This is a genomic window from Arhodomonas sp. KWT2 (assembly GCF_041949875.1).
In the GTDB taxonomy this organism is placed as follows: domain Bacteria; phylum Pseudomonadota; class Gammaproteobacteria; order Nitrococcales; family Nitrococcaceae; genus Arhodomonas; species Arhodomonas aquaeolei.
Map to the genome: position 1 here is coordinate 1 of NZ_JBHFPQ010000022.1, position 22,536 is coordinate 22,536.

The following is a 22,536-nucleotide window of genomic DNA, read 5'->3' on the forward strand; positions in this document are numbered from 1 at the left end:
CGCGGACGCGCGGATACGCTCCGCCGCCTCGGCACCCTCGGCACGGAACTCCCGCGCCTCGCGCTCGCCACCCCCTTCCCTGGCAAACACTTTGTTGGGTGGCGCGGGGGGGGGGGGGGGGGGGGGGGGGCCCCCCCTCCCCACCCCCCCCCCCCCCCGCCAGCCGCGCCGCCGGACTGCGCATCACCGCTGGACTGGACGCCACCGCCGGGCTGGCGGAAGTAACGGAAGTACTCGGAATCCGGCGAGAGCACGACCACGTCGCCCTGACCGTCAAGGCTGCGCTTGTAGGACTGCAGGCTGCGGTAGAAGGCGTAGAACTCCGGATTGTCGGAGTACGTCCCCGCGTAGATCCGTGCCGCCTCGGCGTCGCCGGCACCGCGGATGCGGTCGGCGTCGCGCCGCGCCTTGGCGAGGATGACGGTGCGCTGGCGGTCCGCGGACGCGCGGATACGCTCCGCCGCCTCGGCACCCTCGGCACGGAACTCCCGCGCCACGCGCTCGCGCTCCGCGGCCATGCGCTGGTAAACGGACTCGCTCACGCTGTCCGGCAGATCCACGCGCTTGAGGCGCACGTCCACGACGTCGACGCCCAGGCTCTTGGCCGCCTCGGAGGCGCGTTTCTGCAGGATACGGGTGATCTGCACGCGGTCGCCGGAGATGATCTCGCGGATGGTGCGCGAGCCGAACTCGTTGCGCAGCCCCTCCTGGATGATCTCCGAGAGCCGGGTGTTCGCCGCCTGCACCGAGCCCTGCACGGTGGTGTAGAAGGCACGCACATCACCGATGCGCCACTTCACGAAGGCATCGACGATGAGGTTCTTCTTCTCCTGGGTCAGGAACCGCTGGGGGTCCTGGTCCAGGGTCTGCACGCGCGCATCAAAGTAGCGCACGTTGTTCACGAACGGCGTCTTGAAGTGCAGTCCGGGGGCGACCTTGGCGTCCACGATCTCACCGAGACGGAACTTGATCGCCTTCTCGGTCTCGCGGACCGTGTAGACCGACATGGAGCCGATCACCAGCGCCACGACGACGATGACGGCGACGATGGGCAATCCTCGTTTCATCAGCGGCTCTCCCGGGTTCTCAGACGGCTCTCGCTCCAGTTGCCCCCGGAGCTGCTCTGGCTGCCGGAGCTCGCGGAGCTGCCGGCACTGCTCGACGAGCTGCCACCGCCGGCACCGGACATGCTGCCGGTATCACCGTTATCGACACCGGCGCGGGCGCGCTGGCTCTGCTCCATAAGCTTCTCGACCGGCAGGTAGAGCAGAGACTGGCTGCCGTTACCCTTGCCGGAGTCGATCAGGATGTTGCCGGTGGCCGAGAGCACGTCCTCCACGGACTCGATGTACAACCGCTCCCGCGTGACCTGCGGCGCCATGTTGTACTCCTTGGCCACGGCGGCGAAGCGGTCGGTCTCGCCATTGGCCTGGGCGACCACCTGCTCGCGATAGGCCTCGGCCTCCTCGCTGATACGGGCGGCCTGACCCTGGGCCCGCGGGATGATCTCGTTCTGGTACGCCTGCGCCTGGTTGATCAGGCGCAGGCGGTCCTCGCGGGCCTTGATCGCATCGGCGAAGGCGTCCTGCACCTGCTCCGGCGGCTGGACGTCCTGGATCGCGACCTCGACGAGGTTGATCCCGGAGTCGTAGGCCTTGAGCGTCTCCTCGATGCGCTGGCGGGTCTGCATCGCGACCTCGGCACGCCCCTCGGTGAGGATGAAGTCCAGCTCGTTCTTGCCCACGGTCTCACGCAGGGCGGACTCGGTGACCGACTTCAGTGTCTGCTGCGGCTCGAGGAAGTTGAACAGGTACTTCGCCGGGTCCGAGATGTCGTACTGCACCGCGAGGTGCACGTTAACGATGTTCTCGTCCTTGGTGAGCATCAGCGCCTCGGAAGGCACCGTGCGGGTGTTGTTGGCGGTGGTCGCCTCGTAGCCGACGGTGATGCGCCGGCGCTCGGAGGTCCGCACCTTCTCCACCTCGCCCACGGGATAGGGCAGGTGCCAGTGCGGCCCGGGGCCGGTGGTGGCCACGTGCTGGCCGAAGCGCAGCTCCACGCCGCGCCAGCCGGCATCGACGATGTAGACGCCGGAGGCCAGCCACCCGAGCACGATCACGACGATGATCACGCCGATGCCGGTCGGGCCGATGGACAGTCCGCCGCCCCCGTCCGGGCCGGAGCCGCCGCCATTGCCGCCGGACTTGCCGCCGAACAGGGCACTCAGCCGCTGCTTCGCGCGGCGCAGCGCCTCGTCGAGATCCGGTGGTCCCTGGTTGCCGCCACCGCCGCTCCAGGGGTCCCGGTTGTCTCCGCCGGGCTCATTCCAGGCCATGATTGAAGTACTCCCAGTTGGACAGGCCCGCCGGGGCCGATCACAGGCACAGCGGCGGATTCTAATGACGCCCGCGCGCCCGCCGCAAGGCGGACGCGCCTCAGTCGATAAAGGTCGGCAATCCCTCGTGACGGCGAAGGCGCTCCATCTCCCGCTGAGGCAGGCTCACCTCCAGCAGGCAGTCGCCGTTGTCGAGCATGCGCTCCTCAAGCACCTCGCCGGACTGATAGACCAGTGCCCGCAGCCGCCCCTCGCTGGGCGGCAGGCGCAGCCGCCCGCGGGCACGGCGCTCGCCGACGCGCTCGGCCACCACCCCCGGCAGCAGGTCCAGCCCCTCACCGGTCTTCGCCGAGACCCACAGGGCCACCGGCTTGCCGTGCTCGTCGCGGTCCACCCGCGCGGGCTGGCCGAGCCGGTCGATTTTGTTGTAGATGGTGAGCACCGCCACCTCGCCGGCCCCGATCTCGCCGAGCACGCCCTCGACCTCGGTGACCTGGTCCCCGCGATCCGCCGCGCCCGCATCCACCACGTGCAGCAGCAGATCGGCCTCGATGACCTCCTCCAGGGTGGAGCGGAAGGCGGCCACGAGCTGGTGGGGGAGGTCGCTGATGAAGCCGACGGTATCCGCGAACACCGCGGATTCGCCACCCGGGAGCGGCACCCGCCGGAGGGTCGTGTCCAGCGTCGCGAACAACTGGTCGGCGGTGAACACGGTGGACTCGGCGAGCCGGTTGAACAGCGTGGACTTGCCGGCATTGGTGTAGCCGACCAGCGAGACCGCCGGCAGGTCGCGCTTGCGCCGCGCCTGCCGGCCCTGGCTGCGCTGGCGGCGCACCCGCTCCAGACGCTTCTCCAGCTGCTTGATGCGATGACCGAGCATCCGCCGGTCCATCTCCAGCTGGGTCTCGCCCGGGCCGCGCTGGCCGATGCCGCCCTTCTGCCGCTCCAGATGGCTCCAGCCCCGCACCAGCCGGCTGGCGATATGACGGAGCTGGGCGAGCTCCACCTGGAGCTTGCCCTCGTGGGTGCGGGCACGCTGGGCGAAGATGTCGAGGATCAGCCCGGTGCGGTCCAGCACCCGACAGCCGAGCTCGCGCTCGAGGTTGCGCTCCTGGGCCGGCGACAGCATGTGGTTCACCAGGACCAGGTCCGCACCGGCCGCGGCGATACGCTCGCCGAGCTCGGCGACCTTGCCGCGACCGAGAAAGTAACGGGGATCGGGGCGGTCCCGCCGGTTCACGACCCGGTCGACGATCTCCGCGCCGGCGGAGACCGCCAGCGCGGAGAATTCCTCCAGGGTCTCGTCCAGCGAGGCCCCACCGTCGTCGAGCTGCACCAGCACGGCGCGTTCGCCGCCCTCGGGACGATCGAATAGTTGTGCCGGCGCGGTCTCCGTCACCGGCTTACTGGTCGCTTTCCTCTGCACCCGACCCCTCTAGCTGGTGGGCTCTGACCGCGCGCGAGGGCACGATCGTGGAGATAGCGTGCTTGTACACCATCTGGCTGACACTGTTGCGCAACAGCACCACGAACTGGTCGAACGACTCGATCTGCCCCTGCAGCTTGATGCCATTCACCAGATAGATGGAGACCGGTACCTTTTCCTTGCGCAGGGCGTTGAGAAACGGTTCCTGAAGTGATTGCCCTTTGGCCATTCCAAATGCTCCTTCGTGCCTTCGGCCCTTGTTGTTATGCGCCGGCAGCCTCCATACCCGCGCCTGCTCATCGACGGTCGGGCGGCCTCCCTCGCCGCCCGAAAGCCCTAGGGCCCAACCGCTTGGCATGAGTCTAACACGCCGGTCATGGCTTCCCTAAGGCGTTGCCGCAGCGCCGGATCGGTGGCCTCGAAGTGCCTCAGATCCGGTTCGCGGCGCAGCCATGTGAGCTGGCGTTTGGCGAACTGCCGGGTCGCGGCGACACCCCGCTCGCGCAGGGTCTCGCGGTCATAGTCGCCGTCCAGGAAGGCCCAGACCTGGCGGTAGCCCACCGCACGCATCGACGGCAGCTCCGCATGCAGATCCCCCCGGGCCTTCAGGCCGGCGACCTCGTCGATGAACCCCTGCTCGATCATGGCGTCGAAACGCCGGGCGATGCGCTCATGGAGGATGCGCCGCTCGGCAGGGGCCACTGCCCACTTGACCACACTGAACGGCAGGGGTTCCGAGCGCGCCGCCCGCGTCAGCTCCGTGAGCGTGCGACCGCTGAGCAGGTAGACCTCCAGCGCCCGCTGCACACGCTGGGCGTCGTTGGGGTGCAGCCGCGCGGCGGTCGCCGGGTCGACGCCGGCAAGCTGGCGGTGCAGCGCCGGCCAGCCCTCGCGCCGCGCCCGCGCCTCGAGCTCGGCGCGCAGCTCGGCGTCCGCCTCCGGCAGGTCCGCCAGGCCCTCGGTGAGGGCGCGGTAGTAGAGCATGGTTCCGCCCACGAGCAGCGGGATGCGGCCCGCGCGATGGATGGCGGCGATCTCCGCCAGCGCATCCGCGCGGAAGCCCGCCGCGGAATAGCGCTCTGAGGGATCGAGGATATCGATCAGGCGGTGGGGGGCACGGGCCAGCTCGTTCGCCCCCGGCTTGGCGGTACCGATGTCCATGCCCCGGTAGACCAGGGCCGAGTCCACGCTGACGATCTCCACCGGGAAGCGCTCCACCAGGTCGATGGCTGCGGCGGTCTTGCCCGAGGCCGTCGGCCCCATGAGGAGGATCACCGGCAGCGGCGCGCCCATGGCTACTGGCCCCGCAGGAACAGCCGGTCCAGGTCGGCCATGGTCAGCCGTGTCCAGGTCGGCCGGCCGTGGTTGCACTGGCCGATATTGCGCGTGCGCTCCATCTCCCGGAGCAGGGCGTTCATCTCATCCAGGCTCAGACGGCGGTTGGCGCGCACGGAACCGTGGCAGCCCATGGTGGCGAGCACGTGGTTCACCGCGGCCTCCACCCGGCCACTGCGCCCCTCCGCCTGGAGGTCGGCGAGCACGTCGCGGACCAGCGTCTCGGGGTCGGCGGTGCGCAGCAGCGCCGGCAGGCGGCGGAGATGGACGACGTCCGGGCCGCCGCGGTCCACCTCGAAGCCCAGGCGGGTGAACACCTCGGCGTACTCCTCGGCGATGTCCGCCTGTCGCGGTGTCACCGACACCCGCACCGGCACCAGCAGCGGCTGCGAGGCCACGCCCTGCTCCGCCACCTGGTCCTTGAGGCGTTCGTAGACGATGCGCTCGTGGGCGGCATGCATGTCCACCAGGATCAGGCCGTCATCGTCCTGCGCGAGCACGTACACGCCGTGAAGCTGAGCCAGCGCGAAGCCCAGGGGCGGCGCCTCGCCGGAGACCTCCCGCGGCTGCACGGCGGACGGCGCATGCGCCGACGGGACGGCGCGGCCGCTGTCCCCGTCCGCCGCGGCGCTGGCCTGCGCCGGGCGTTCCTCCGCCCCGGCCGCCGGCACACCGCCCTCCTCCGGCCCGTACAGTGCCCGGGCCTCCGCCACCGGCAGGCCCATGGAGGCCTGCTGCGGCGGCCTGGGCGGCGCCACCGGCCCGCCGGCCGGAGCCGGGGGCGGTGCCGCTGCAGTCTCCGTTCGGGACGGCTCCGCAGCGGGCGCCACCGGCTCGGGCGCGTCCGCATCGCCGGCATGCTCCAGGGCGTGGTGGACCTGGCGCAGCAGGAAGTCGTAGACAAGGCGGCTGTCGCGGAAGCGGACCTCGTGCTTGGTCGGGTGCACGTTGACGTCCACCTGCCCGGGGTCGATCTCCAGGTAGAGGACATAGGCGGGGTGCCGGTCCTTGAACAGGAGATCGGCATAGGCCCGGCGCAGGGCGTGGCTGATCAGCCGGTCCCGGATCATGCGCCCGTTGAGGTAGACGTACTGCAGGTCCGCCTGGCCGCGGGAGGCCGTGGGCAGGCCCAGCCATCCCCACAGGCGCATGCCGGCGGCCTCGGTCTCCAGGAACAGCGACTGGTCCACGAAGGCCCGGCCGGTGAGCTCGGCCAGGCGCTGGCCCCACGCCGCACGGTTACCCGCTGCAGGGAGCTGCATCGCGGTGCGGCCGTTGTGCTCGAGGTTCACGGCGACGCCGGGATGGCTCATCGCCATACGCCGCACGAGCTCCTGGACGTGGCGGAACTCGGTGCGCTCGGCGCGCAGGAACTTGCGCCGCGCCGGCGTGCGGTGGAATAGCTCGCGGACCTCGACGGTGGTGCCCGCCGGGTGCGGCGCGGGCGCCGGCTCACCGGCCTCACCGTCCTGCACCTCCAGCCGCCAGGCATGCTCCTCGCCGCTGGCGCGGGAGGTGATGCACAGCCGCGAGACCGAGGCGATGCTCGGCAGCGCCTCGCCGCGGAAGCCGAGGCTGGCTATGTGCTCCAGGTCGTCGAGCTCACGGATTTTGCTGGTGGCATGGCGGCCGACGGACAGGCGCAGGTCCGCCGGGCTCATGCCCTGACCGTCGTCACGCACGCGGATCAGGCCCTTGCCGCCGGCCTCCACCGCCACGTCGATGCGACGGGCGCCGGCGTCGATGGCGTTCTCGAGCAGCTCCTTCACCACTGAGGCAGGGCGCTCGATGATCTCCCCCGCGGCGATCTGGTCGACCAGCAGGGGCGGCAGCTCACGTATTCGGGTTTCGGTCTCGGGGGTGCCCATGGCGTCCATTATGCGGGCTCACCCGGGCCACGGCCATGGCCCGGTTCACGGGATACGCAGGCGCGTCCCGGCGACGATGGTGTCGCCGTTGATCTCGTTGGCGCGGCGCAGACGGCTGACGCTGACGCCGTGATTGGAGGCGATCTCGCTCAGGGTGTCGCCGCGCTTGACCACGTACTCCTGCGACTTCGAGCCCGCCATGCGCAGCCGCGGCCGGTGGGCGTTGGCGTATTGGGTAATGCCCTCGGCTAGCGCCGAGGCCAGCTCCTGCTGGTGGCTGGCGGATCGCAGCAAGCGCTCCTCCTGCGGGTTGGAGATGAACGCCAGCTCCACCAGCACCGAGGGCATGTCCAGGGACTTGAGCACCACGAACGCGGCCTTGCCCACGTCCCGGCTGTGCATCCGCCCGACGTTGTCCATCTCCCCGATCAGCGTATTCGCCAGACCGGTGCTGGCCTCGATGGTCGCCGCGCGGGAGAGATCGAGCAGCACCGAGGCGACCATATCGTCCTTGTCGTCCAGCGAGACGCCGCCGATACGGTCGGCGGCGTTCTCGTTGCGCGCAAGCATGCGCGCGACCTCACCGGAAGCGCCGCGGCGGGAGAGGATGTAGACGGAGCCGCCGCGAACGCTGCGCTGGCGCACGGCGTCGGCATGAATGGAGACGAACATGTCCGCCCCTACCGCCCGGGCCTTGCGGGTGCGCTCGCGCAGGCCGATGTAGTAGTCGCCCTTGCGGGTGAGCACGGGACGGAACCCGGGCGTCTTCTCGAGGATCGCGGCGAGCTTGCGGGCGACCTTGAGGACGACGTCCTTCTCGTGGGTGCCGTGCGCCCCCGTGGCGCCCGGGTCCTCACCGCCGTGGCCGGCATCGATGGCGATCACCAGGTCGCCCTGGCGCTCGGACTGCCGCCGCACCTCACGCTCCGCCTTGCGGTTGGCCGCCTGCTTGCTCGGGCTCTCCAGGTCGACCACCAGGCGATGGCCATAGGTGTCGTTGGGGGAGACGGTGAACGCCTTCGCCTTGGCGGCGCCGTCCAGATCCAGCACCACCCGCAGGTCCCGGCCGTGGCGCACACCGGTGCGGATGTCCTTGAGCACGCCGGTGACCTCGTCGCTCCGCACCGCCGTATTCGCGATCCCTGCCTCCGGCAGATCGACGACCACGCGCCTGGGATTGTCCAGCGTGAACATCTTGTAATCCGACGCGCCGGAGAGATCGAGCACCACGCGGGTATGCTCCGGGCCCGACCACGTGCGCACGTCCGTGACCTGCGTACGGGCCGCGTGCGCCACGCCGACGATCAGGCTGAGCACTAGCGCGAGCACAAGGCGCATGAAGGGATTCCTGTTCTTCTCCGGGACGCTACAGGTGCCAGTTAGGCACAAACGCCCGGGTATTTCAATACTTTTCTCTTACTGAGCAGAGAGATAGACGCAGTTTCTGGATTAACACTTCAATCCGGGAGGTGTGCACGCAGCGCGGAGAGCACCGTCTCGCCCGCCTCGCTACAAGCCTCGACCGTCAACGTCCGCCCCGCCCCGTCGGCGTCGAGGGCCAGCCGCAGGTCGGGCGCCGGGAGCGCGCCGGCGCCGCGCTCCGGCCACTCCAAGAGCACCACGGCAGGCCGCTCGAAGAGATCACGCAGGCCGAGGAATTCCAGCTCCTCCGGGTCGGCAAGGCGATAGAGGTCCAGGTGGAAGACCCGCCGGCCGCCGCATTCATAGGGCTCGATGAGGGTATAGGTCGGACTGCGCACCGCGCCCGTGTGCCCGAGCCCGCGGAGCACGGCGCGCGCGAGGGTGGTCTTGCCTGCGCCGAGGTCGCCGGCGAGGGTCACCGTCAGCGCCTCCGGCAGGCAGGCGGCAAGCGCCGCACCCACCGCCTCGGTGGCGGCGGCATCCGGGAGGACACGCGTGAGCCCGCTCATTCCGGCAGACCCCCGGACAGCGCATCGATCACGTCCCGGGCGAGCAGCGCCCGGCGGCCGGTACGCACCGCTGCACGGTCGGCGGCGCCGCCGTGGACCGCCGCGGCCATGGCCGCCGCCTCGCCCACGCCGAGCCCCTGGGCCAGCAGCCCGGCGACCACGCCGGTAAGGACGTCCCCCATGCCGCCGCTCGCCATGCCCGAGTTGCCGGCGGTGCACAGCCAGCGCTGGTCGCCGGCACCGATCAGCGTCCCGGCACCCTTGAGCAGCGCGGCCCCGCCAAAGCGGCTGAGCAGCTCGTCCAGCGCCGCGAACCGGTCGCGCTGCACCTCGGCGGTATCGCGGCGCAGCAGGCGCGCCGCCTCCCCCGGGTGCGGGGTAATGACCCGGCGCGGGTTCGCCACCGGCCCCTCCGCGGCGAGGAGGTTGAGGGCGTCGGCGTCGGCGACCAGCGGCCCGTCGAACCCGCCGGCGGCGGCCAGCATCCCGCGACCCCAGTCCGACTGCCCGAGTCCGGGGCCAATGGCCACCACACTCGCGCGCCCGAGCAGCGGCTCCAGGGCGGTGGCGCTGTCCACTGAATGGGCCATGACCTCCGGGCACGCGGCGAGCAGCGGCGCGATATGGCGCTTGCGGGTGGCCACGCTCACGAGCCCGGCCCCCGTGCGCGCCGCGGCCTCGGCCGCGAGGCGTACGGCGCCGCCGAAGCCGTAATCGCCGCCAATCACCAGCACGTGGCCGAAATGGCCCTTATGGCTCGCGGGCGAACGCGGCGCCAGCCACCCGGCCACCGCCCCGGCGTCCACCCGCCAGGCGGCCGGAGGCATATCCCCGAACACCGCGGGGGGCACGTCGAGATCGTCATAGCGGACCGTGCCGGTATAGTCCGGCGCGGCACCGGTGAACAGCCCCTGCTTGAGGCCGATGAAGGTCGGGGTGACGTCCGCGCGGAAGGCGACACCGAGACAGGCGCCGGTGGTGGCACTGATGCCCGAGGGCACATCCACGGCGAGTCGGCCCACGGCGCGCGCATTGGCCGCCTCGATGGCCTCGGCGTACTCGCCGGCGACCTCGCGGTCCAGGCCGGTGCCGAGCAGCGCGTCGACGACGACGTCCGCGTCGTCCAGCGCCCGGGCATCCCACGGCTCCAGGGCGACCAGTTCGCGGCAACGGCCCATCGCGTCCGCCGCGGCACCGCTCAGGCGCTCCGGGTCCGACACCGCGGCCACGCGCACGTCCAGCCCCGTCGACGCGGCCAGCCGCGCGATCACGTAGCCATCGCCGCCGTTGTTGCCGCCGCCGCAGAGCACCGTCACGCGTCTGGCGTCCGGCCAGCGACGGCGCAGCAGCCGGTAGGCGGCGCGCCCGGCCTGCTCCATCAGCCGCTCGCCGGGAATGCCGTGGTCCTCGATGGCCCGGCGGTCGAGTTCCCGGACCTGCTCGGGGGTGTAGAGTCGTGTCGGTAACGCTTCCATGGCTCGCTCCGCGCTCCAGCCGAACGGGAAAGCCTTGCAGTATAACGGTCAGGCCCGTGGACACTCACGCAGGACTGCCCCGGCGGCGTAGCACCCTCTTGATACGGCCGGGCCGGGCCGCCACGAGGACGGGGTGCCCGCGAGCCGTTCCGGTGTCCCGCCCGACACACGACAATCCCGCCGGAAAGACTAGTAAAATAGTCGTATGAGAGACGCCGCGACCGACACCGCCCCGTCCATGACCGATCTTGCCGGGGACATCCGGCGCTGGGCACGGGAGCTCGGCTTCAGCGACGCCGGCATCGCCGCCCCGGACCTCAGCCAGGACGAAGCGCACCTGCTGCGCTGGCTCCGCGAGGGCCGTCAGGGCGGGATGCACTACATGGGCCGGCACGGCGTCAAGCGCGCCCGTCCGTCGGTGCTCCACCCGGGGACGGTGCGCGTGATCAGCGTCCGCCTGGACTACCGACCCGACGACGTCGAGGACGACGCCCCGGTGCTCGCCGACGGCGCGCGCGCCTTCGTCGCCCGCTACGCCCTGGGCCGGGACTACCACAAGCTCATGCGCCGGCGCCTCCAGCAGCTCGCCCGGCGCATCGAGGCCGCCACCGGCACGTTCGGCTACCGCGCCTTCGTGGACTCCGCACCGGTGCTGGAGAAGGCGCTGGCGCGCAACGCCGGGCTCGGCTGGATCGGCAAGAATACCCTGGTGCTCTCGCGCGAGGCGGGATCGTACTTCTTCCTCGGCGAACTGTTCACCGACCTGCCGCTGCCGGCGGACGAGCCGCCCACGGCGCACTGCGGAAGCTGCCGGGCCTGTCTGGCGGTATGCCCCACGGGGGCGATCACGGCGCCCTACCAGCTCGACGCCCGGCGCTGCATCTCGTATCTCACCATCGAGCACCACGGCACCATCCCGGAGGCACTGCGCCCGGCCATCGGCAACCGCATCTTCGGCTGCGACGACTGCCAGAGCATCTGCCCGTGGAACCGCTACGCCCGGCCCACCGACGAGGCCGACTTCCAGCCCCGCCACGGGCTGGACCACGCCTCGCTGGTCAGCCTGTTCCGCTGGGACGAGGCCACCTTCCTCAAGCGCACCGAGGGCTCGGCCATCCGCCGCCTCGGCCACGAGCGCTGGCTGCGCAACATCGCCGTCGCCCTGGGCAACGGCCCGGCCTCGGATGAGGCGGTCGCCGCCCTGCGCGAGCGCACCGCCCACCCCTCGGAGCTGGTACGCGAGCACGTGCAGTGGGCGCTGGAACGGCTGGGGGCACCGACGTAGCCGCTGCCCTGCGCAGGCCGCCGCTCAGGGGGCCTCGGCCGCCCGTTCGCGCAGCAGTTCGTGCAGCGCCGATGCCGCGGCGGACAGGGGCTGGCGCCGCCGGGTAATGACGCCGAGCCGGCGCTCGATGACCGGCTCGACCAAGGGTCGATAGCCGAGGCCAGCGACGGCGATCTGGCGGAAGCTGAGCGCCGGAAGGACGCTGATCCCCATGCCGGCGGCAACCATGCGGCCCACCGTGGCGATCTGGTTGACCTCGCACCGGATATCCAGCGTACCGCCGACCTCGGCCATGACGCGGTCGATCGCCTGGCGCGCACTCGACAGCCGGTTGATCCCGATGAACGGAACCCCCGCCAGCGCCACCCACGCCACCGCCTCCCCCGCCAGCAGCGGATGGCCCTCCGGGCAAACGGCCACGTAGCGATCGAGGAGCAGCGGCTCGAAGGCGAGATCGTCGGAGTCCAGCGGCGGCACCGACACCCCGATATCCGCACGCCCTTCACGCACGAGCTGCCCCACCTCGTCGGCGAGGACGTCGTGGACGCTGAGATTGACCCGCGGGTGGCGCTCCCCGAACGCCGAGATCACCGGCGGCAGCAGGCCCGCCGCGAGTGTCGGCAGCGCCGCGACGGTGACCTTGCCGCGTTGCTTGGAGAACAACTCGGTGAGGTCCGCGAACGCCTCGGTCCAGTCGTTGAGCAGTCGCACGGCCACCGGCAGGAAGGCCTGGCCCTCCGGGGTCAGCGTCATGTGACGCCCCGAGCGCGCGAACAGCGCACCGCCCACACCGGTCTCCAGCTTGCGGATGGAAAGGCTCAGTGCGGGCTGCGAGAGGTGCAGCCGTTCGCTCGCCTCGGCGAAGCTGTCCGACTGGGCGGAGACCACGAAGGCCCGCAGCTGCTTGACCGTCGGTGTCATATCCTTCGTCCCCTCGCCCTATTGTTTTATTTTTCAAAATATCAATCAGTAATAATAAATTAGACAAATATAGCAGCCCACCGCAACGATACCTCCGTGCCGTACGCCGGCACACCGCCAACGCCATAACGGCCGGCACCGCACACGCACGGCGCCGGCGGAGGAGGAGATCATGGGCAAGCTGACCGCTGCCGCGGCGGCCGCAATGGCCGCGCTCACCCTGAGCCAGGGCGCACAGGGCGCCGACGAGATACTCATCGGCTCGACGTCCACGTCATCCAGCCACTACAGCTACTTCGTCGCCGTCAATCAGGTCATCAACGACTACGCCGAGGGCGTCAACGCCTCGGTGGTAGAGACCGGCGCCACGGTGGACAACCTCCGGCGGCTCTCCCGCGGGCAGGTCGACCTCGGCCTGGTCACCACCAATGTGGGTTACCACGCCTACAAGGGCACTGGCGCCTTCGACGGCCACGCCGTCGACAGCCGGCTGCTCTGGGTCTATACGGTCGCACCGCAGAATGTCGTCGTACGCAAGGACGCCGGCATCGCGACGCTCGCCGGCCTGGACGGCCGCCGGCTGAATCCGGGCATTACCGGCTCGGCCACCGAGAAGACCACCGAGGCGGTGATGCGCACCCTGGGCATCTCGCCGGACTACGTGCGCGGTTCCACCAGCGACATCGTCAGCGCGATCAAGGACAACCGCCTCAATGGCTACGTCAAGTCCGGGGTGGGTGACCGCCTCGACGGCTCGTCACTGGACATCGCCACCTTCACCCCGATCCGCGTGCTCTCGCTGACCGGCGCGCAGAAACGCACCCTGCGCGAGGAGATGCCGGACATCGGCGTGGTGGACGTCCCCGCCGGGGCCGCGGAAGGCATCCCCGCCTACGCCACCTGGGCCTTCGGCGTCGCCGTGCACGCGCGTCCGGGGCTGAGCGACGAGGCCGCCTACCGCATCGTCAAGGCCGTGATGGAGCACCAGGGACCGCAGGCCAACGCGTTCAAGTCGCTGGAGGGCGCCGACCTTGGGGCGATGACGATGGACTACGGCACCGTACCCCTGCACCCCGGAGCGGCGCGCTACTACCGCGAGCAGGGCATGGACATCCCCGACCAGCTCCAGCCCCGCTGACCGCGGCCGCACGTCGGGAGCACCACCATGCGCGAGCGACTCACCACCGCCCTGGCCCTCGTGCTGGGCGGCTTCATCCTCTACACCTCGGCGTTCGGCCAGTTCCCGAGCCTGGTACAGCGGCCGGTATTCCTGGCCCTGGTCCTCCTGCTCGGCCTGGCCGTCTACCCGCTGCCGGCAGGCCCGCGTCTGCGTCCGGCAGCGCTCGCCGTCGACGCGCTGCTGGGCGCAGTGGCGCTCGCCGGCTGCGGGTACGTGGCGCTCAACCACGAGCGCATCCTCACCGAGCTGCCCTGGGCGACGCCCGCGGACATGGTGATGACGGCCGGACTGGTCGCCGCGATCCTGGAGGTCTCCCGGCGGGCCATCGGCTGGCTGTTCCCGTCGCTGGTGGTGGTCGGCCTGGCGTACGCGTTCTTCGGCAACCTGCTACCCGGGGCCCTGGCGCACCGGGGCTTCGGGCCGGCGTTCGTCACCGAGACGCTGTTCCTGGGCGACCTCGGCGTATGGGGCCTGCTGGTGGGCGTCGCCGCGACCACCATCGCCGCGTTCGTGCTCTTCGGCAGCCTGCTGCTGCACACCGGCGGCGGCCAGACCTTAATCGACGCGTCCGTGCGCCTCGGCGGGCGCAGCCCCGGGGGCGCGGCCAAGGTCGCGACGGTGGCGTCGAGCCTGTTCGCGATGGTCAGCGGCAGCGCCGTGGCCAATGTGGCGACGACGGGCAACTTCACCATCCCGTTGATGAAGCGGCTGCGCTACCCGCCGGCCCTGGCGGCGGCGGTCGAGGCCGTCGCCTCCACCGGCGGCCAGATCGCGCCGCCGATCCTCGGGGCGGCGGCATTCGTGATGGCGGAGGTGCTCGGGGAGAGCTACGTACGCATCGTGCTCGCCTCGATACTGCCGGCGGTGCTGTTCTACGTCGCGGTATTCCTCACCGTCCACCTGCTGGCGCTGCGCCGCGGCCTGCCGGTGGTGCCGGAGGCGGACATGCCCGCCTGGCCAGCCATCCTGCGCCCCGGGCGACTCGTGCCCATCGCCGCGGCACTGGGCGGACTGTTCTACGGCGTGCTCACCGGCCACTCCATCCAGACCTCGGCATTCTTCGGCGTGGTCGCGGTGGTGGTGACCTTCGTGGGCTTCTCGGTGCACGCGGGCACACCGGTGCGGACCATCGCCGCACGGCTGACCGGCGGCATCGCCGACGCTGGCCGCGGCATGGTGATCATCGGCGTGCTGCTCGCCGGCGCCCAGATCCTGGTGGCAATGATCAACATGACCGGGATCGGCGTCACCCTGGCCGGGCTGATCGTCGACCTGGCCGGTCACTCCGGGCTGCTGGTGGCGGCCATCGTCGCCGCCATCTGCCTGATCATGGGCATGGGCATCCCGACGACCGAGGCCTACGTGCTGGTCTCCTCGGTGCTCGCCCCGGCGCTCACGGAGCTCGGGTTCCAGCCGCTGGTCGCACACCTGTTCGTGTTCTACTTCGCCACGATTTCCGTGATCACGCCGCCGGTGTGCGTGGCGGTGTTCGTCGCCTCCGGCATCGCCGGGACGAACTGGCTGCCCGCGGCGGGCCAGGCGGTTCGCCTCGGCGCGGCCACGTATGTCATCCCGTTCGTGATGCTTGCCTACCCGGCACTGGCCGGATTCGGCAACGCCGGTGACGTCGTCCTGGCCGCCTGCCAGGGCCTGGCCTTCGTGCTCGCCTTCGCGACCCTGCTCTCGGGGATCCGTCCCGCTCTGGGCCGGACCGCGGGCACGGCAGTGCTGCTCGCCGCCGGGGCACTCGCCCTCGCACCGGGATGGCCGAGCACCCTCGCCGCACTGGCCCTGCTCGCGGCGCTGCTCGTGATTGCGCGGCGCCGGCGCGACACCGCGGACGACGCCCCGGCGCACGCGGGGGACATGGCGGAAATCACCAACGCAGGAGACGGCCGATGACGTTTCTCGTGGGCTGCGGCGCCGGCTTCTCCGGCGACCGCACCGACGCTGCCGGGGCGGTGGTGGACGAGCTCGTCCGCCGCGGCCAGCCTTGTGCGCTGATCTTCGAGACCCTGGGGGAGCGGACCCTGGCCGCCGCCCAGCGGGCCATGGACGCCGATCCCGGTGCGGGCTACGAGCCGCTGCTGGCCGATTACCTGTCACCGGTGCTGGGACGCTGTCTCGATCACGGCATCCCGGTGCTCGGCAACTTCGGTGCCGCCAACCCCCGCGCGGCGTGCAACCGCATCGCCGCGCTGATGCGCGCCGCGGGCCACCCGCAGGGCCGCATGGCCCGGGTCGAGGGTGACGACCTCCGCGAGCGTCTGGCCACGCTCGACCTCGCCCCCTGGGACGCCGAGCACGAATCGCTGCCGGCGCGCGACGCCATCGTCGCGGCGAACGCCTATCTGGGCGCACCGCCGCTAGCCGAGGCCCTGGCACGGGGAGGCGACGTGGTCGTGACCGGCCGAGTCGCGGACCCGGCGCTGGCGCTGGCACCGCTGGTGAACCACTTCGGCTGGCCCTGGGACGACTGGGACCGCCTCGCCGCCGGGGCCCTCGCCGGCCACCTAGTGGAGTGCGGCGCACAGGTCACCGGCGGCTACTTCGCCGACCCCGGCTACAAGGACGTCCCGGGCCTGGCGGTGCTGGGCTACCCCATCGTCGAGGTCGATCGCGACGGCGGCATCGTCGTCACCAAGCCCCGCGACAGCGGCGGCCTGGTGACGACGCAGACCGTGCGCGAGCAGCTGCTCTACGAGATCCATGACCCCGCCGGCTACGTCACACCGGACGTGGTGATCGACCTCTCCGGCGTCGAGGTACACCAGCAGGGACCGGACCGGGTGGCGGTCACCGGGGTGCGCGGCCGTCCCGCGCCCGAACGCCTCAAGACCACGGTGTGCTACGACGCCGGCTGGCAGGGCGAGGCCGGGATCACCTACGCCGGTCCCAACGCCCTCCCCCGCGCACGGCTCGCGGCAGAGACCCTGCGCGAGCGTTTCACACGCCGCCTGCCGGCGGACCTGCGCTGCCGGTTCGACTACATCGGCCACGTGAGCGTGTTTGGCGACGACGACGGCACCCTGCAATCCGAAGCGCCGCCGACCGCGCCGGCGGAGGTACGCCTTCGCCTCGCGGTCGCCCACGCCGGGCGCGCCGCGGTGGAAGCAGCCACCCAGGAGCTGCTCGCGCTCTACTGCACCGGCCCGGCCGGCGGCGGCGGCGTGCGCCGCCATCACCGCCGGCGGGTGGCGACGGTGTCGTTCCTCGTCCCCCGCGCCCAGGTGCCGACCCGAGTACACACCCTCGATGCCGCCGGGGAGGCGGCCACGAATACGGAGACACGCCGATGACGGCGCGCCGCGTCACGCTCCACGAGATCGCCCACGCCCGCGCCGGGGACAAGGGCAACCGGCTCAACCTGTCGCTGTTCGTTTACGACCCCGTGGACTACGACGCCGTGGTCTCACAGGTCACCGAGCAGCGCGTGCTCGCGACGTTCGCCCATCGCGGCGCCACGCGGGTACGCCGCCACCTCCTCCCGCAGCTTGCGGGGATGAACCTCGTCATCGACGCGGTCCTCCAGGGCGGCGTCAACGGCGCGCTCAACCTCGACGGCCACGGCAAGTCCCTGTCCTACCGACTGCTGGCACTGGAGGTGACACTGCCCGGCTGAACGGTCGCCCCGCCGCGCTCAGCCCCAACCGCCAGGCAGGTCGTATACCGCAGGCGGGTAGCGTCCCGGCATGCCTGCGACGGGAACGGGCGTTGCAGGTTGGCTGCTCCCGGCAGCCAACATCCCACACCGTGGCACCGGGGACGTCGGCTGCCTTCGAGCAGCCGACCTACCGCCACGTCATACCCCTCTCCCCTCGCGGTGGAAGGGTCGGGGAAGAGGGTTCTTCCAGGGACGGCGGGTCCTGTGGAATCGCTGTGCCGGATGCACTGCCGTGTAGGTTGGCTGCTCCTGGCAGCCAACATCCCGTCCCGCGGCGCCGGCAACGTCGACTGCCGGGCGCAGCCGGCCTGATGACGCCGGCACGCGCGTTCTGCCGGCGCCTGTGCCGGCGACTCAGGCGACCTGGGCGGGGACCGCGTTGCGCGTGCCGGCGATACGGTTGTCCGCGTCGCAGTAAACGAGGGTGGGCGCGTGCTCCGCGGCTTCGGCGTCGTCCATGAGGGCGTAGGCGCAGATGATCACGCGGTCGCCGACGTTCGCCTTGTGGGCGGCGGCACCGTTGAGCGAGATGATCCGCGAGCCGCGTTCGCCGAGGATAGCGTACGTCGAGAAACGCTCGCCGTTGGCGATGTTGTAGACGTGGACCTCCTCGTTCTCACGGATCCCCGCGGCGTCGAGGAGGTCCGCGTCGATCGCGCAGGAGCCCTCGTACTCCAGCTCGGTATGGGTCACGCGGGCCTGGTGGAGCTTGCACTTGAGCATGCTCAGATACATGGGAAACCCTCCGGGGTAAGGGGTGATGCGATCCGGCCTGATGACCGCGGCCGGCCCTGACAGGAACCGGCGACCTGGGGCGCAGCGAACACCCGCGTCAGGACGCTAGAGCCGGACGGCGACATTGTCGATGAGCCGTGCCCGGCCGAGCCAGCCCGCGCCGAGGACGATCAGCTCCTCCTCCGAGCCGGTGGGGTCGCCGAGATCCCCGGGCCGGCGGATCCTGAAGTAGTCCGGGCGGAAGCCCGCCTCGGCGATGGCCTCGCTGCCGGCGGCCTCGATCGCGGCAAAGTCCCGCTCGCCGGCGGCGAGCCGTGCCGCCGCATCCCGCAGCGCCCGATTGAGCGCCGGCGCGCGGGCACGCTCGTCCTTACCTAGGTAGACGTTACGCGAGCTCATGGCGAGGCCGTCGGACTCCCGCGCCACCGGCGCACCGACGATCTGCACCGGCATGTTGAGATCCCGCGCCATGCGGCGGATGACCATGAGCTGCTGATAGTCCTTGCGCCCGAACACCGCCATATCCGGGGCGACCACATTGAGCAGCTTCGCCACCACGGTGGCGACGCCCTGGAAATGCCCCGGCCGGGTCGCGCCGCAGAGGATGCCGGACAGCGCCGGGACGTCCACCACGGTGGAGAGACCGCCGCCCCCGGGGTACATCTCCTCCACGGTGGGCGCGAAGACGACGTCCACGCCGGCCCCGGCGAGCTGCTCGCAGTCCGACTCCAGGGTGCGCGGGTAGGCGTCGAAGTCCTCCTCCGGACCGAACTGCGTCGGATTGACGAAGATGCTCACCACCACGCGGTCGCTGCGCTCGCGGGCCTCGTCCACGAGGGTCATGTGCCCGCCGTGGAGATTGCCCATGGTGGGCACCAGGCCGACCTCCTCGCGGGCGTCCCGCCAGGCACGGACCTGGGCGCGAAGCTCGGTGATGTTGTTGATGATGTGCATGGGATGCCCCGTGTTCCGTCGGGCGCCCGCCTGCCGGCGAACGCTAGAAGCTGTGCTCGTCCGTGGGGAAGCGATGCTCGCGGACCGCGGCGACGTAGGCCGCCAGCGCCGCGGGGATGCTGCCCGCCTCGGGCATGAAGTCGCGGGAGAACTTCGGCGGCCGGCCCCGGGTGACGCCGAGCATGTCCTGGAGGACGAGCATCTGGCCGTCGCAGTGCGGGCCCGCGCCGATACCGATCAGCGGGATGGTGAGCTCCCGGGTCAGCCGCCCGGCCAGCGCCGCCGGGATACACTCCACGAGCAGCATGTCGGCGCCGGCACGCTCCAGCGCCAGGGCGTCCTCCACCATGCGCTCGGCGGTCTCGCTGTCGCGGCCCTGCACGCGGTAGCCGCCGATCTTGTGCACCAGCTGGGGCTGCAGCCCGAGGTGGCCGCACACCGGCACGCCCGCACCCGCCAGCGCAGCGACCACGCCGGCCTGATCACCGGCGCCCTCGAGCTTGATCATCTGCGCACCGCCCTCCTTCATCAGGCGGCCGGCGTTGTGGAGCGCCGTGGGCACGTCGGGATAGCTCATGAACGGCATGTCGGCCATGACCAGCGCGCCGGGGGAGGCGGCGGTCACGCACCGGGTGTGGTAGACGATCTCGTCCACCGTCACCGGCAGGGTGGTCTTGCGGCCCTGCATGACATTGCCAAGGGAATCCCCCACCAGCATGACGTCGACGCCCGCGGCGTCCTCCGCGCTGGCCAGGGTGAAGTCGTAAGCGGTCAGGCAGGCGATGGGGGTGCCTTCACGCTTCATGCGGTGCAGCCGGGCGACGGTCACCGGCTGCGAACGGGGTTTTTGTTCTCCCGAATACATACCCTCACTCCCGTGTGGCCCGCACCGCCGGCGACCATCGCCGGGGCACGATTCAGTTCACACGTTGCAGCGCGGCATCATCGACCCGGGCGAGCAGCGCGTCAACCACTCCCTGCCCCGGCACATCCAGGCCGGGATCGATCTCCTGCAGCGGGCGGAGGACGAACGCGCGCTCGCCGATGCCCGGATGGGGCACCACCAGGCGCGGGTGATCGATGCGTTGCTCACCATAGAGCACGAGGTCGAGATCGAGGGTACGTTCGCCCCAGCGGCGGTGGCGCACGCGGCCCTGGGCGCGCTCGATAGCCTGCAGCACATCGAGCAGCGCCAGCGGCTCCAGCGACGTGCGCAGGCGAACCACGGCGTTGACGAAATCCGGCTGGTCCTGGGGCCCCATCGGCGGGTTGCGGTACAGCGAGGAGCACGCCTCCAGGCGGGTCTCCGGCAGCGCCTCCAGCGCCGCCATGGCCTGGCGAACCTGCGTGACCGGGCCGCCGATGTTGCTGCCGACGGCCACCCAGGCGGGGAGGCTACTCCTCATCGTCACCGTCGTTGTCGCCATCGTCACCGCGCCGTCCCCGCCGCCCGCGGCGGCCGCGCTTGCCCCCGCCGCCGGAGGCGCCGGTCATGGCCCGCCGCCGCTCCGGGTCGGCGTCCTGGAACTCCGTCCACCAGTTCGCCAGCTCCGGGTCGGCATCGCCGACCTCGGCGCGGAGCAGGAGGAAATCGTAGGCGGCACGGAAGCGCGGGTGACCGAGCAGGCGCTGGGCACGCTTGCCGGAGCGCTTCTCGAAACGCGGCTGCAGCGACCAGATCTCGCGCATGGGCACGCCGAAGCGCTTGGGGATGGTGACCACCGCCACCTGCTCCTGGACCACGGCCGCGGACGCCTGCTGCAGCGCCTGGCCGTCGCTGTCGACGTCGTCCTGCCACTCGGCGGCGCGTTCGACGACCACCGGCCAGAGCATCGCGGCGAACAGGAACGCCGGCGTGACCGGGCGCTCCTCCATGATGCGCAGGTCGGTATTCGCGAGCGCCCGCGCGATGAAGCGCACGGCCACGTCGTCGCCGGCCTCGTCCAGGAGGGTATCGGTGGCGGGGAAGAGATAGCGGTAGAGCCCGAAGCGGCGGAGCAGCTCGAAGGTCCCCTCGCCCTGGCCGCCCATGAACAGCTTCAGCACCTCCTCGAACAGCCGCGCCGCGGGGATGTCGGCAAGCAGCGGCGCCAGCCGGGGCATCGCCTCGGCCACCTCCGGGTCGATGCGGAAGCCTAGCTTCACGGCGAAGCGCACCGCCCGGAGCATGCGCACCGGGTCCTCGCGGAAGCGCACCTCCGGGTCGCCGATGAGCCGGATCACCGCCGCCTCCAGGTCGGCCATGCCGCCGGCGTAGTCGACGATGGAGAAGTCGGCGATGTTGTAGTAGAGGGCGTTGACGGTGAAGTCGCGCCGCAGCGCGTCCTCCTCGATGGTGCCGTAGACGTTGTCACGCAGCACCAGTCCGTCCTCGGTGACGTGGTCGCCGTCGCTGTCCTCCTCACCGCCGTTGTTGAGGGCGCGGAAGGTCGCCACTTCGATGATCTCGCGACCGAAGTGCACGTGGGCAAGGCGGAAGCGCCGCCCGATCAGCCGGCAGTTGCGGAACAGCTCATTGACCTGCTCCGGGGTGGCGTCCGTGGCGATATCGAAATCCTTGGGTTCACGACCCAGCGAGAGATCGCGCACACCACCGCCGACGAGATAGGCCTCGTAGCCGCCGTTTTTCAGCCGGTAGAGGACCTTGAGGGCGTTATCGCTGATCTGCGATCGGGAGATCCGGTGGTCGGACCGCGGGACGATGACGGGCTGGACGTGTTGGGCTGGCTGTTCAAACACGGACTGGAACCGGCCTCTTGTGCGGGAATAAAGATTCCGTATAATAGCAGCCCTCAACACGCGGTGCACCGCGGACGGCGGCTCTTCAGGGGCCCCGGCGACAACACGCTCCCATCGTCTAGCGGTAAGGACGCCGCCCTCTCAAGGCGGAAACCGGGGTTCAAATCCCCGTGGGAGCGCCATCTTCGCAAAGGCCGCCTCAGGGCGGCCTTTTTCGTTCCGGCCGACCGGCGGCACAACGGAATACACACAGTGAGCGAGCCCCCACGCACCAGCGGCCTGTTCCGGCGCCTCGCGGCGATGGTCTACGACGGCCTGTTGCTGATCGCCCTGTGGATGATCGCCACCGGCGTGCTCGTCGCCTTCAACCACGGCGAGGCCATCCCGCCCGGCCACATCGGCTACCAGCTCGTACTGCTCGCGATCGGCGCGGTCTTCCTCTGCGGGTTCTGGTGGCGCGCCGGCCGCACCCTGGGCATGCAGGCGTGGCGGCTGCGCCTGGTGCGCCGCGACGACGGCGGCCCGGTGGGCCTGCGCCTCGCACTGCTGCGCTATCTCGCCGCCCTGCTCTCCTGGGCGAGCCTGGGCCTCGGTTTCCTCTGGTCGCTGGTGGACCGCGACCGCCTTGCCTGGCACGACCGCCTCTCGGGCACACAGCTGGTCGTCATCCCGCGGCGGCGCTGAGGCC

21 protein-coding genes and 1 tRNA gene are annotated in these 22,536 nt (G+C 71.0%); 7 read left to right on the top strand and 15 right to left on the bottom strand.

The features are described 5' to 3' along the window. The 9 genes from hflC to ACEZHJ_RS01380 all read right to left on the bottom strand — a co-directional run. Positions 1 to 1,067 (bottom strand): protease modulator HflC (hflC, locus tag ACEZHJ_RS01340; RefSeq protein ID WP_375036151.1); only part of this gene is annotated, 1,067 nt, incomplete at its 3' end. Continuing rightward, positions 1,067 to 2,335 carry an FtsH protease activity modulator HflK gene (hflK, locus tag ACEZHJ_RS01345; RefSeq protein WP_163139151.1) on the bottom strand — a complete coding sequence of 423 codons (1,269 nt, stop codon included), beginning with the start codon at positions 2,333 to 2,335 and terminating at the stop codon, positions 1,067 to 1,069. The genes hflC and hflK, both read right to left, overlap by 1 nt. 100 nt (positions 2,336 to 2,435) lie before the next feature. Further along, the gene (gene hflX, locus ACEZHJ_RS01350; protein WP_163139152.1) at positions 2,436 to 3,734 is read right to left on the bottom strand and encodes a ribosome rescue GTPase HflX; all 1,299 of its coding nucleotides are present in this window, start codon (positions 3,732 to 3,734) and stop codon (positions 2,436 to 2,438) included. Between the two features lie 4 nt (positions 3,735 to 3,738). After that, on the bottom strand, positions 3,739 to 3,990 hold the full coding sequence (gene hfq / locus ACEZHJ_RS01355; RefSeq protein WP_018717215.1) for an RNA chaperone Hfq: 252 nt from the start codon (positions 3,988 to 3,990) through the stop codon (positions 3,739 to 3,741). A 107-nt stretch (positions 3,991 to 4,097) separates the two neighbouring features. After that, entirely contained in the window at positions 4,098 to 5,054 is a 957-nt protein-coding gene (gene miaA / locus ACEZHJ_RS01360) for a tRNA (adenosine(37)-N6)-dimethylallyltransferase MiaA (RefSeq protein ID WP_205599745.1), read from the bottom strand. A gap of 2 nt (positions 5,055 to 5,056) precedes the next feature. Beyond that, a complete protein-coding gene (gene mutL, locus ACEZHJ_RS01365; RefSeq protein ID WP_163139153.1) occupies positions 5,057 to 6,973 on the bottom strand; it encodes a DNA mismatch repair endonuclease MutL in 1,917 nt (638 codons plus the stop codon). Between the two features lie 36 nt (positions 6,974 to 7,009). Then, positions 7,010 to 8,302, bottom strand: a complete 1,293-nt coding sequence (locus tag ACEZHJ_RS01370; protein WP_163139154.1) for an N-acetylmuramoyl-L-alanine amidase — start codon at positions 8,300 to 8,302, stop codon at positions 7,010 to 7,012. A gap of 119 nt (positions 8,303 to 8,421) precedes the next feature. After that, a complete protein-coding gene (gene tsaE / locus ACEZHJ_RS01375; protein WP_163139155.1) occupies positions 8,422 to 8,895 on the bottom strand; it encodes a tRNA (adenosine(37)-N6)-threonylcarbamoyltransferase complex ATPase subunit type 1 TsaE in 474 nt (157 codons plus the stop codon). Continuing rightward, positions 8,892 to 10,370, bottom strand: a complete 1,479-nt coding sequence (locus ACEZHJ_RS01380; RefSeq protein WP_375036152.1) for an NAD(P)H-hydrate dehydratase — start codon at positions 10,368 to 10,370, stop codon at positions 8,892 to 8,894. Before ACEZHJ_RS01380 ends, tsaE begins: the two co-directional genes overlap by 4 nt. 205 nt (positions 10,371 to 10,575) lie before the next feature. Between ACEZHJ_RS01380 and queG the strand changes: the two genes are divergently transcribed. Beyond that, on the top strand, positions 10,576 to 11,655 hold the full coding sequence (queG, locus tag ACEZHJ_RS01385; RefSeq protein ID WP_163139157.1) for a tRNA epoxyqueuosine(34) reductase QueG: 1,080 nt from the start codon (positions 10,576 to 10,578) through the stop codon (positions 11,653 to 11,655). A 24-nt stretch (positions 11,656 to 11,679) separates the two neighbouring features. Here the strand turns inward: queG and ACEZHJ_RS01390 are convergent, their stop codons facing one another. Then, a complete protein-coding gene (locus ACEZHJ_RS01390) occupies positions 11,680 to 12,576 on the bottom strand; it encodes a LysR family transcriptional regulator (protein ID WP_259202246.1) in 897 nt (298 codons plus the stop codon). A 172-nt stretch (positions 12,577 to 12,748) separates the two neighbouring features. Between ACEZHJ_RS01390 and ACEZHJ_RS01395 the strand changes: the two genes are divergently transcribed. Genes ACEZHJ_RS01395 through ACEZHJ_RS01410 form a run of 4 tightly spaced genes read left to right on the top strand, consistent with a single transcriptional unit; the run spans position 12,749 to position 17,378 of the window. After that, positions 12,749 to 13,714: a TAXI family TRAP transporter solute-binding subunit gene (locus ACEZHJ_RS01395; protein WP_375036153.1), complete on the top strand. Its 966-nt coding sequence runs from the start codon at positions 12,749 to 12,751 to the stop codon at positions 13,712 to 13,714. A gap of 27 nt (positions 13,715 to 13,741) precedes the next feature. After that, positions 13,742 to 15,658, top strand: coding sequence for a TRAP transporter permease (locus tag ACEZHJ_RS01400; protein ID WP_375036154.1), 1,917 nt, complete (start codon positions 13,742 to 13,744; stop codon positions 15,656 to 15,658). After that, positions 15,655 to 17,055, top strand: a complete 1,401-nt coding sequence (locus tag ACEZHJ_RS01405; protein WP_375036155.1) for an acyclic terpene utilization AtuA family protein — start codon at positions 15,655 to 15,657, stop codon at positions 17,053 to 17,055. Before ACEZHJ_RS01400 ends, ACEZHJ_RS01405 begins: the two co-directional genes overlap by 4 nt. Continuing rightward, a complete protein-coding gene (locus ACEZHJ_RS01410; protein ID WP_163139162.1) occupies positions 17,052 to 17,378 on the top strand; it encodes a hypothetical protein in 327 nt (108 codons plus the stop codon). The genes ACEZHJ_RS01405 and ACEZHJ_RS01410 overlap by 4 nt, the downstream gene beginning before the upstream one ends. Before the next feature lie 396 nt (positions 17,379 to 17,774). Here ACEZHJ_RS01410 and panD read toward each other — a convergent pair whose 3' ends face one another. The 5 genes from panD to pcnB all read right to left on the bottom strand — a co-directional run bounded on the left by panD (position 17,775) and on the right by pcnB (position 21,848). Continuing rightward, a complete protein-coding gene (gene panD / locus ACEZHJ_RS01415) occupies positions 17,775 to 18,155 on the bottom strand; it encodes an aspartate 1-decarboxylase (protein WP_018717203.1) in 381 nt (126 codons plus the stop codon). Positions 18,156 to 18,260: 105 nt separating this feature from the next. Beyond that, positions 18,261 to 19,109 (bottom strand): pantoate--beta-alanine ligase, encoded by an 849-nt coding sequence (gene panC, locus ACEZHJ_RS01420; protein WP_163139163.1) that lies wholly within the window; start codon positions 19,107 to 19,109, stop codon positions 18,261 to 18,263. Between the two features lie 43 nt (positions 19,110 to 19,152). Beyond that, positions 19,153 to 19,974: a 3-methyl-2-oxobutanoate hydroxymethyltransferase gene (gene panB / locus ACEZHJ_RS01425; RefSeq protein ID WP_026320946.1), complete on the bottom strand. Its 822-nt coding sequence runs from the start codon at positions 19,972 to 19,974 to the stop codon at positions 19,153 to 19,155. Positions 19,975 to 20,026: 52 nt separating this feature from the next. Next, positions 20,027 to 20,515 (bottom strand): 2-amino-4-hydroxy-6-hydroxymethyldihydropteridine diphosphokinase, encoded by a 489-nt coding sequence (folK, locus tag ACEZHJ_RS01430; protein WP_205599746.1) that lies wholly within the window; start codon positions 20,513 to 20,515, stop codon positions 20,027 to 20,029. Then, positions 20,505 to 21,848 carry a polynucleotide adenylyltransferase PcnB gene (gene pcnB / locus ACEZHJ_RS01435; RefSeq protein ID WP_163139165.1) on the bottom strand — a complete coding sequence of 448 codons (1,344 nt, stop codon included), beginning with the start codon at positions 21,846 to 21,848 and terminating at the stop codon, positions 20,505 to 20,507. Before pcnB ends, folK begins: the two co-directional genes overlap by 11 nt. 107 nt (positions 21,849 to 21,955) lie before the next feature. Here pcnB and ACEZHJ_RS01440 point away from each other — a divergent pair. Together ACEZHJ_RS01440 and ACEZHJ_RS01445 are read left to right on the top strand one after the other, a co-directional pair. Continuing rightward, a tRNA-Glu gene (locus ACEZHJ_RS01440) sits at positions 21,956 to 22,030 on the top strand. 70 nt (positions 22,031 to 22,100) lie between these two features. After that, positions 22,101 to 22,532 carry an RDD family protein gene (locus ACEZHJ_RS01445; RefSeq protein WP_259202251.1) on the top strand — a complete coding sequence of 144 codons (432 nt, stop codon included), beginning with the start codon at positions 22,101 to 22,103 and terminating at the stop codon, positions 22,530 to 22,532. Positions 22,533 to 22,536: the final 4 nt, after the last annotated feature.

Coding starts and splice junctions, on each gene's coding strand:
- hflK (WP_163139151.1), bottom strand. CDS start 2,335: ATGGCCTGGAATGAGCCCGGCGGAGACAACCGGGACCCCTGGAGCGGC.
- hfq (WP_018717215.1), bottom strand. CDS start 3,990: ATGGCCAAAGGGCAATCACTTCAGGAACCGTTTCTCAACGCCCTGCGC.
- miaA (WP_205599745.1), bottom strand. CDS start 5,054: ATGGGCGCGCCGCTGCCGGTGATCCTCCTCATGGGGCCGACGGCCTCG.
- mutL (WP_163139153.1), bottom strand. CDS start 6,973: ATGGACGCCATGGGCACCCCCGAGACCGAAACCCGAATACGTGAGCTG.
- ACEZHJ_RS01370 (WP_163139154.1), bottom strand. CDS start 8,302: ATGCGCCTTGTGCTCGCGCTAGTGCTCAGCCTGATCGTCGGCGTGGCG.
- tsaE (WP_163139155.1), bottom strand. CDS start 8,895: ATGAGCGGGCTCACGCGTGTCCTCCCGGATGCCGCCGCCACCGAGGCG.
- ACEZHJ_RS01380 (WP_375036152.1), bottom strand. CDS start 10,370: ATGGAAGCGTTACCGACACGACTCTACACCCCCGAGCAGGTCCGGGAA.
- queG (WP_163139157.1), top strand. CDS start 10,576: ATGAGAGACGCCGCGACCGACACCGCCCCGTCCATGACCGATCTTGCC.
- ACEZHJ_RS01390 (WP_259202246.1), bottom strand. CDS start 12,576: ATGACACCGACGGTCAAGCAGCTGCGGGCCTTCGTGGTCTCCGCCCAG.
- ACEZHJ_RS01395 (WP_375036153.1), top strand. CDS start 12,749: ATGGGCAAGCTGACCGCTGCCGCGGCGGCCGCAATGGCCGCGCTCACC.
- ACEZHJ_RS01400 (WP_375036154.1), top strand. CDS start 13,742: ATGCGCGAGCGACTCACCACCGCCCTGGCCCTCGTGCTGGGCGGCTTC.
- ACEZHJ_RS01405 (WP_375036155.1), top strand. CDS start 15,655: ATGACGTTTCTCGTGGGCTGCGGCGCCGGCTTCTCCGGCGACCGCACC.
- ACEZHJ_RS01410 (WP_163139162.1), top strand. CDS start 17,052: ATGACGGCGCGCCGCGTCACGCTCCACGAGATCGCCCACGCCCGCGCC.
- panD (WP_018717203.1), bottom strand. CDS start 18,155: ATGTATCTGAGCATGCTCAAGTGCAAGCTCCACCAGGCCCGCGTGACC.
- panC (WP_163139163.1), bottom strand. CDS start 19,109: ATGCACATCATCAACAACATCACCGAGCTTCGCGCCCAGGTCCGTGCC.
- panB (WP_026320946.1), bottom strand. CDS start 19,974: ATGTATTCGGGAGAACAAAAACCCCGTTCGCAGCCGGTGACCGTCGCC.
- folK (WP_205599746.1), bottom strand. CDS start 20,515: ATGAGGAGTAGCCTCCCCGCCTGGGTGGCCGTCGGCAGCAACATCGGC.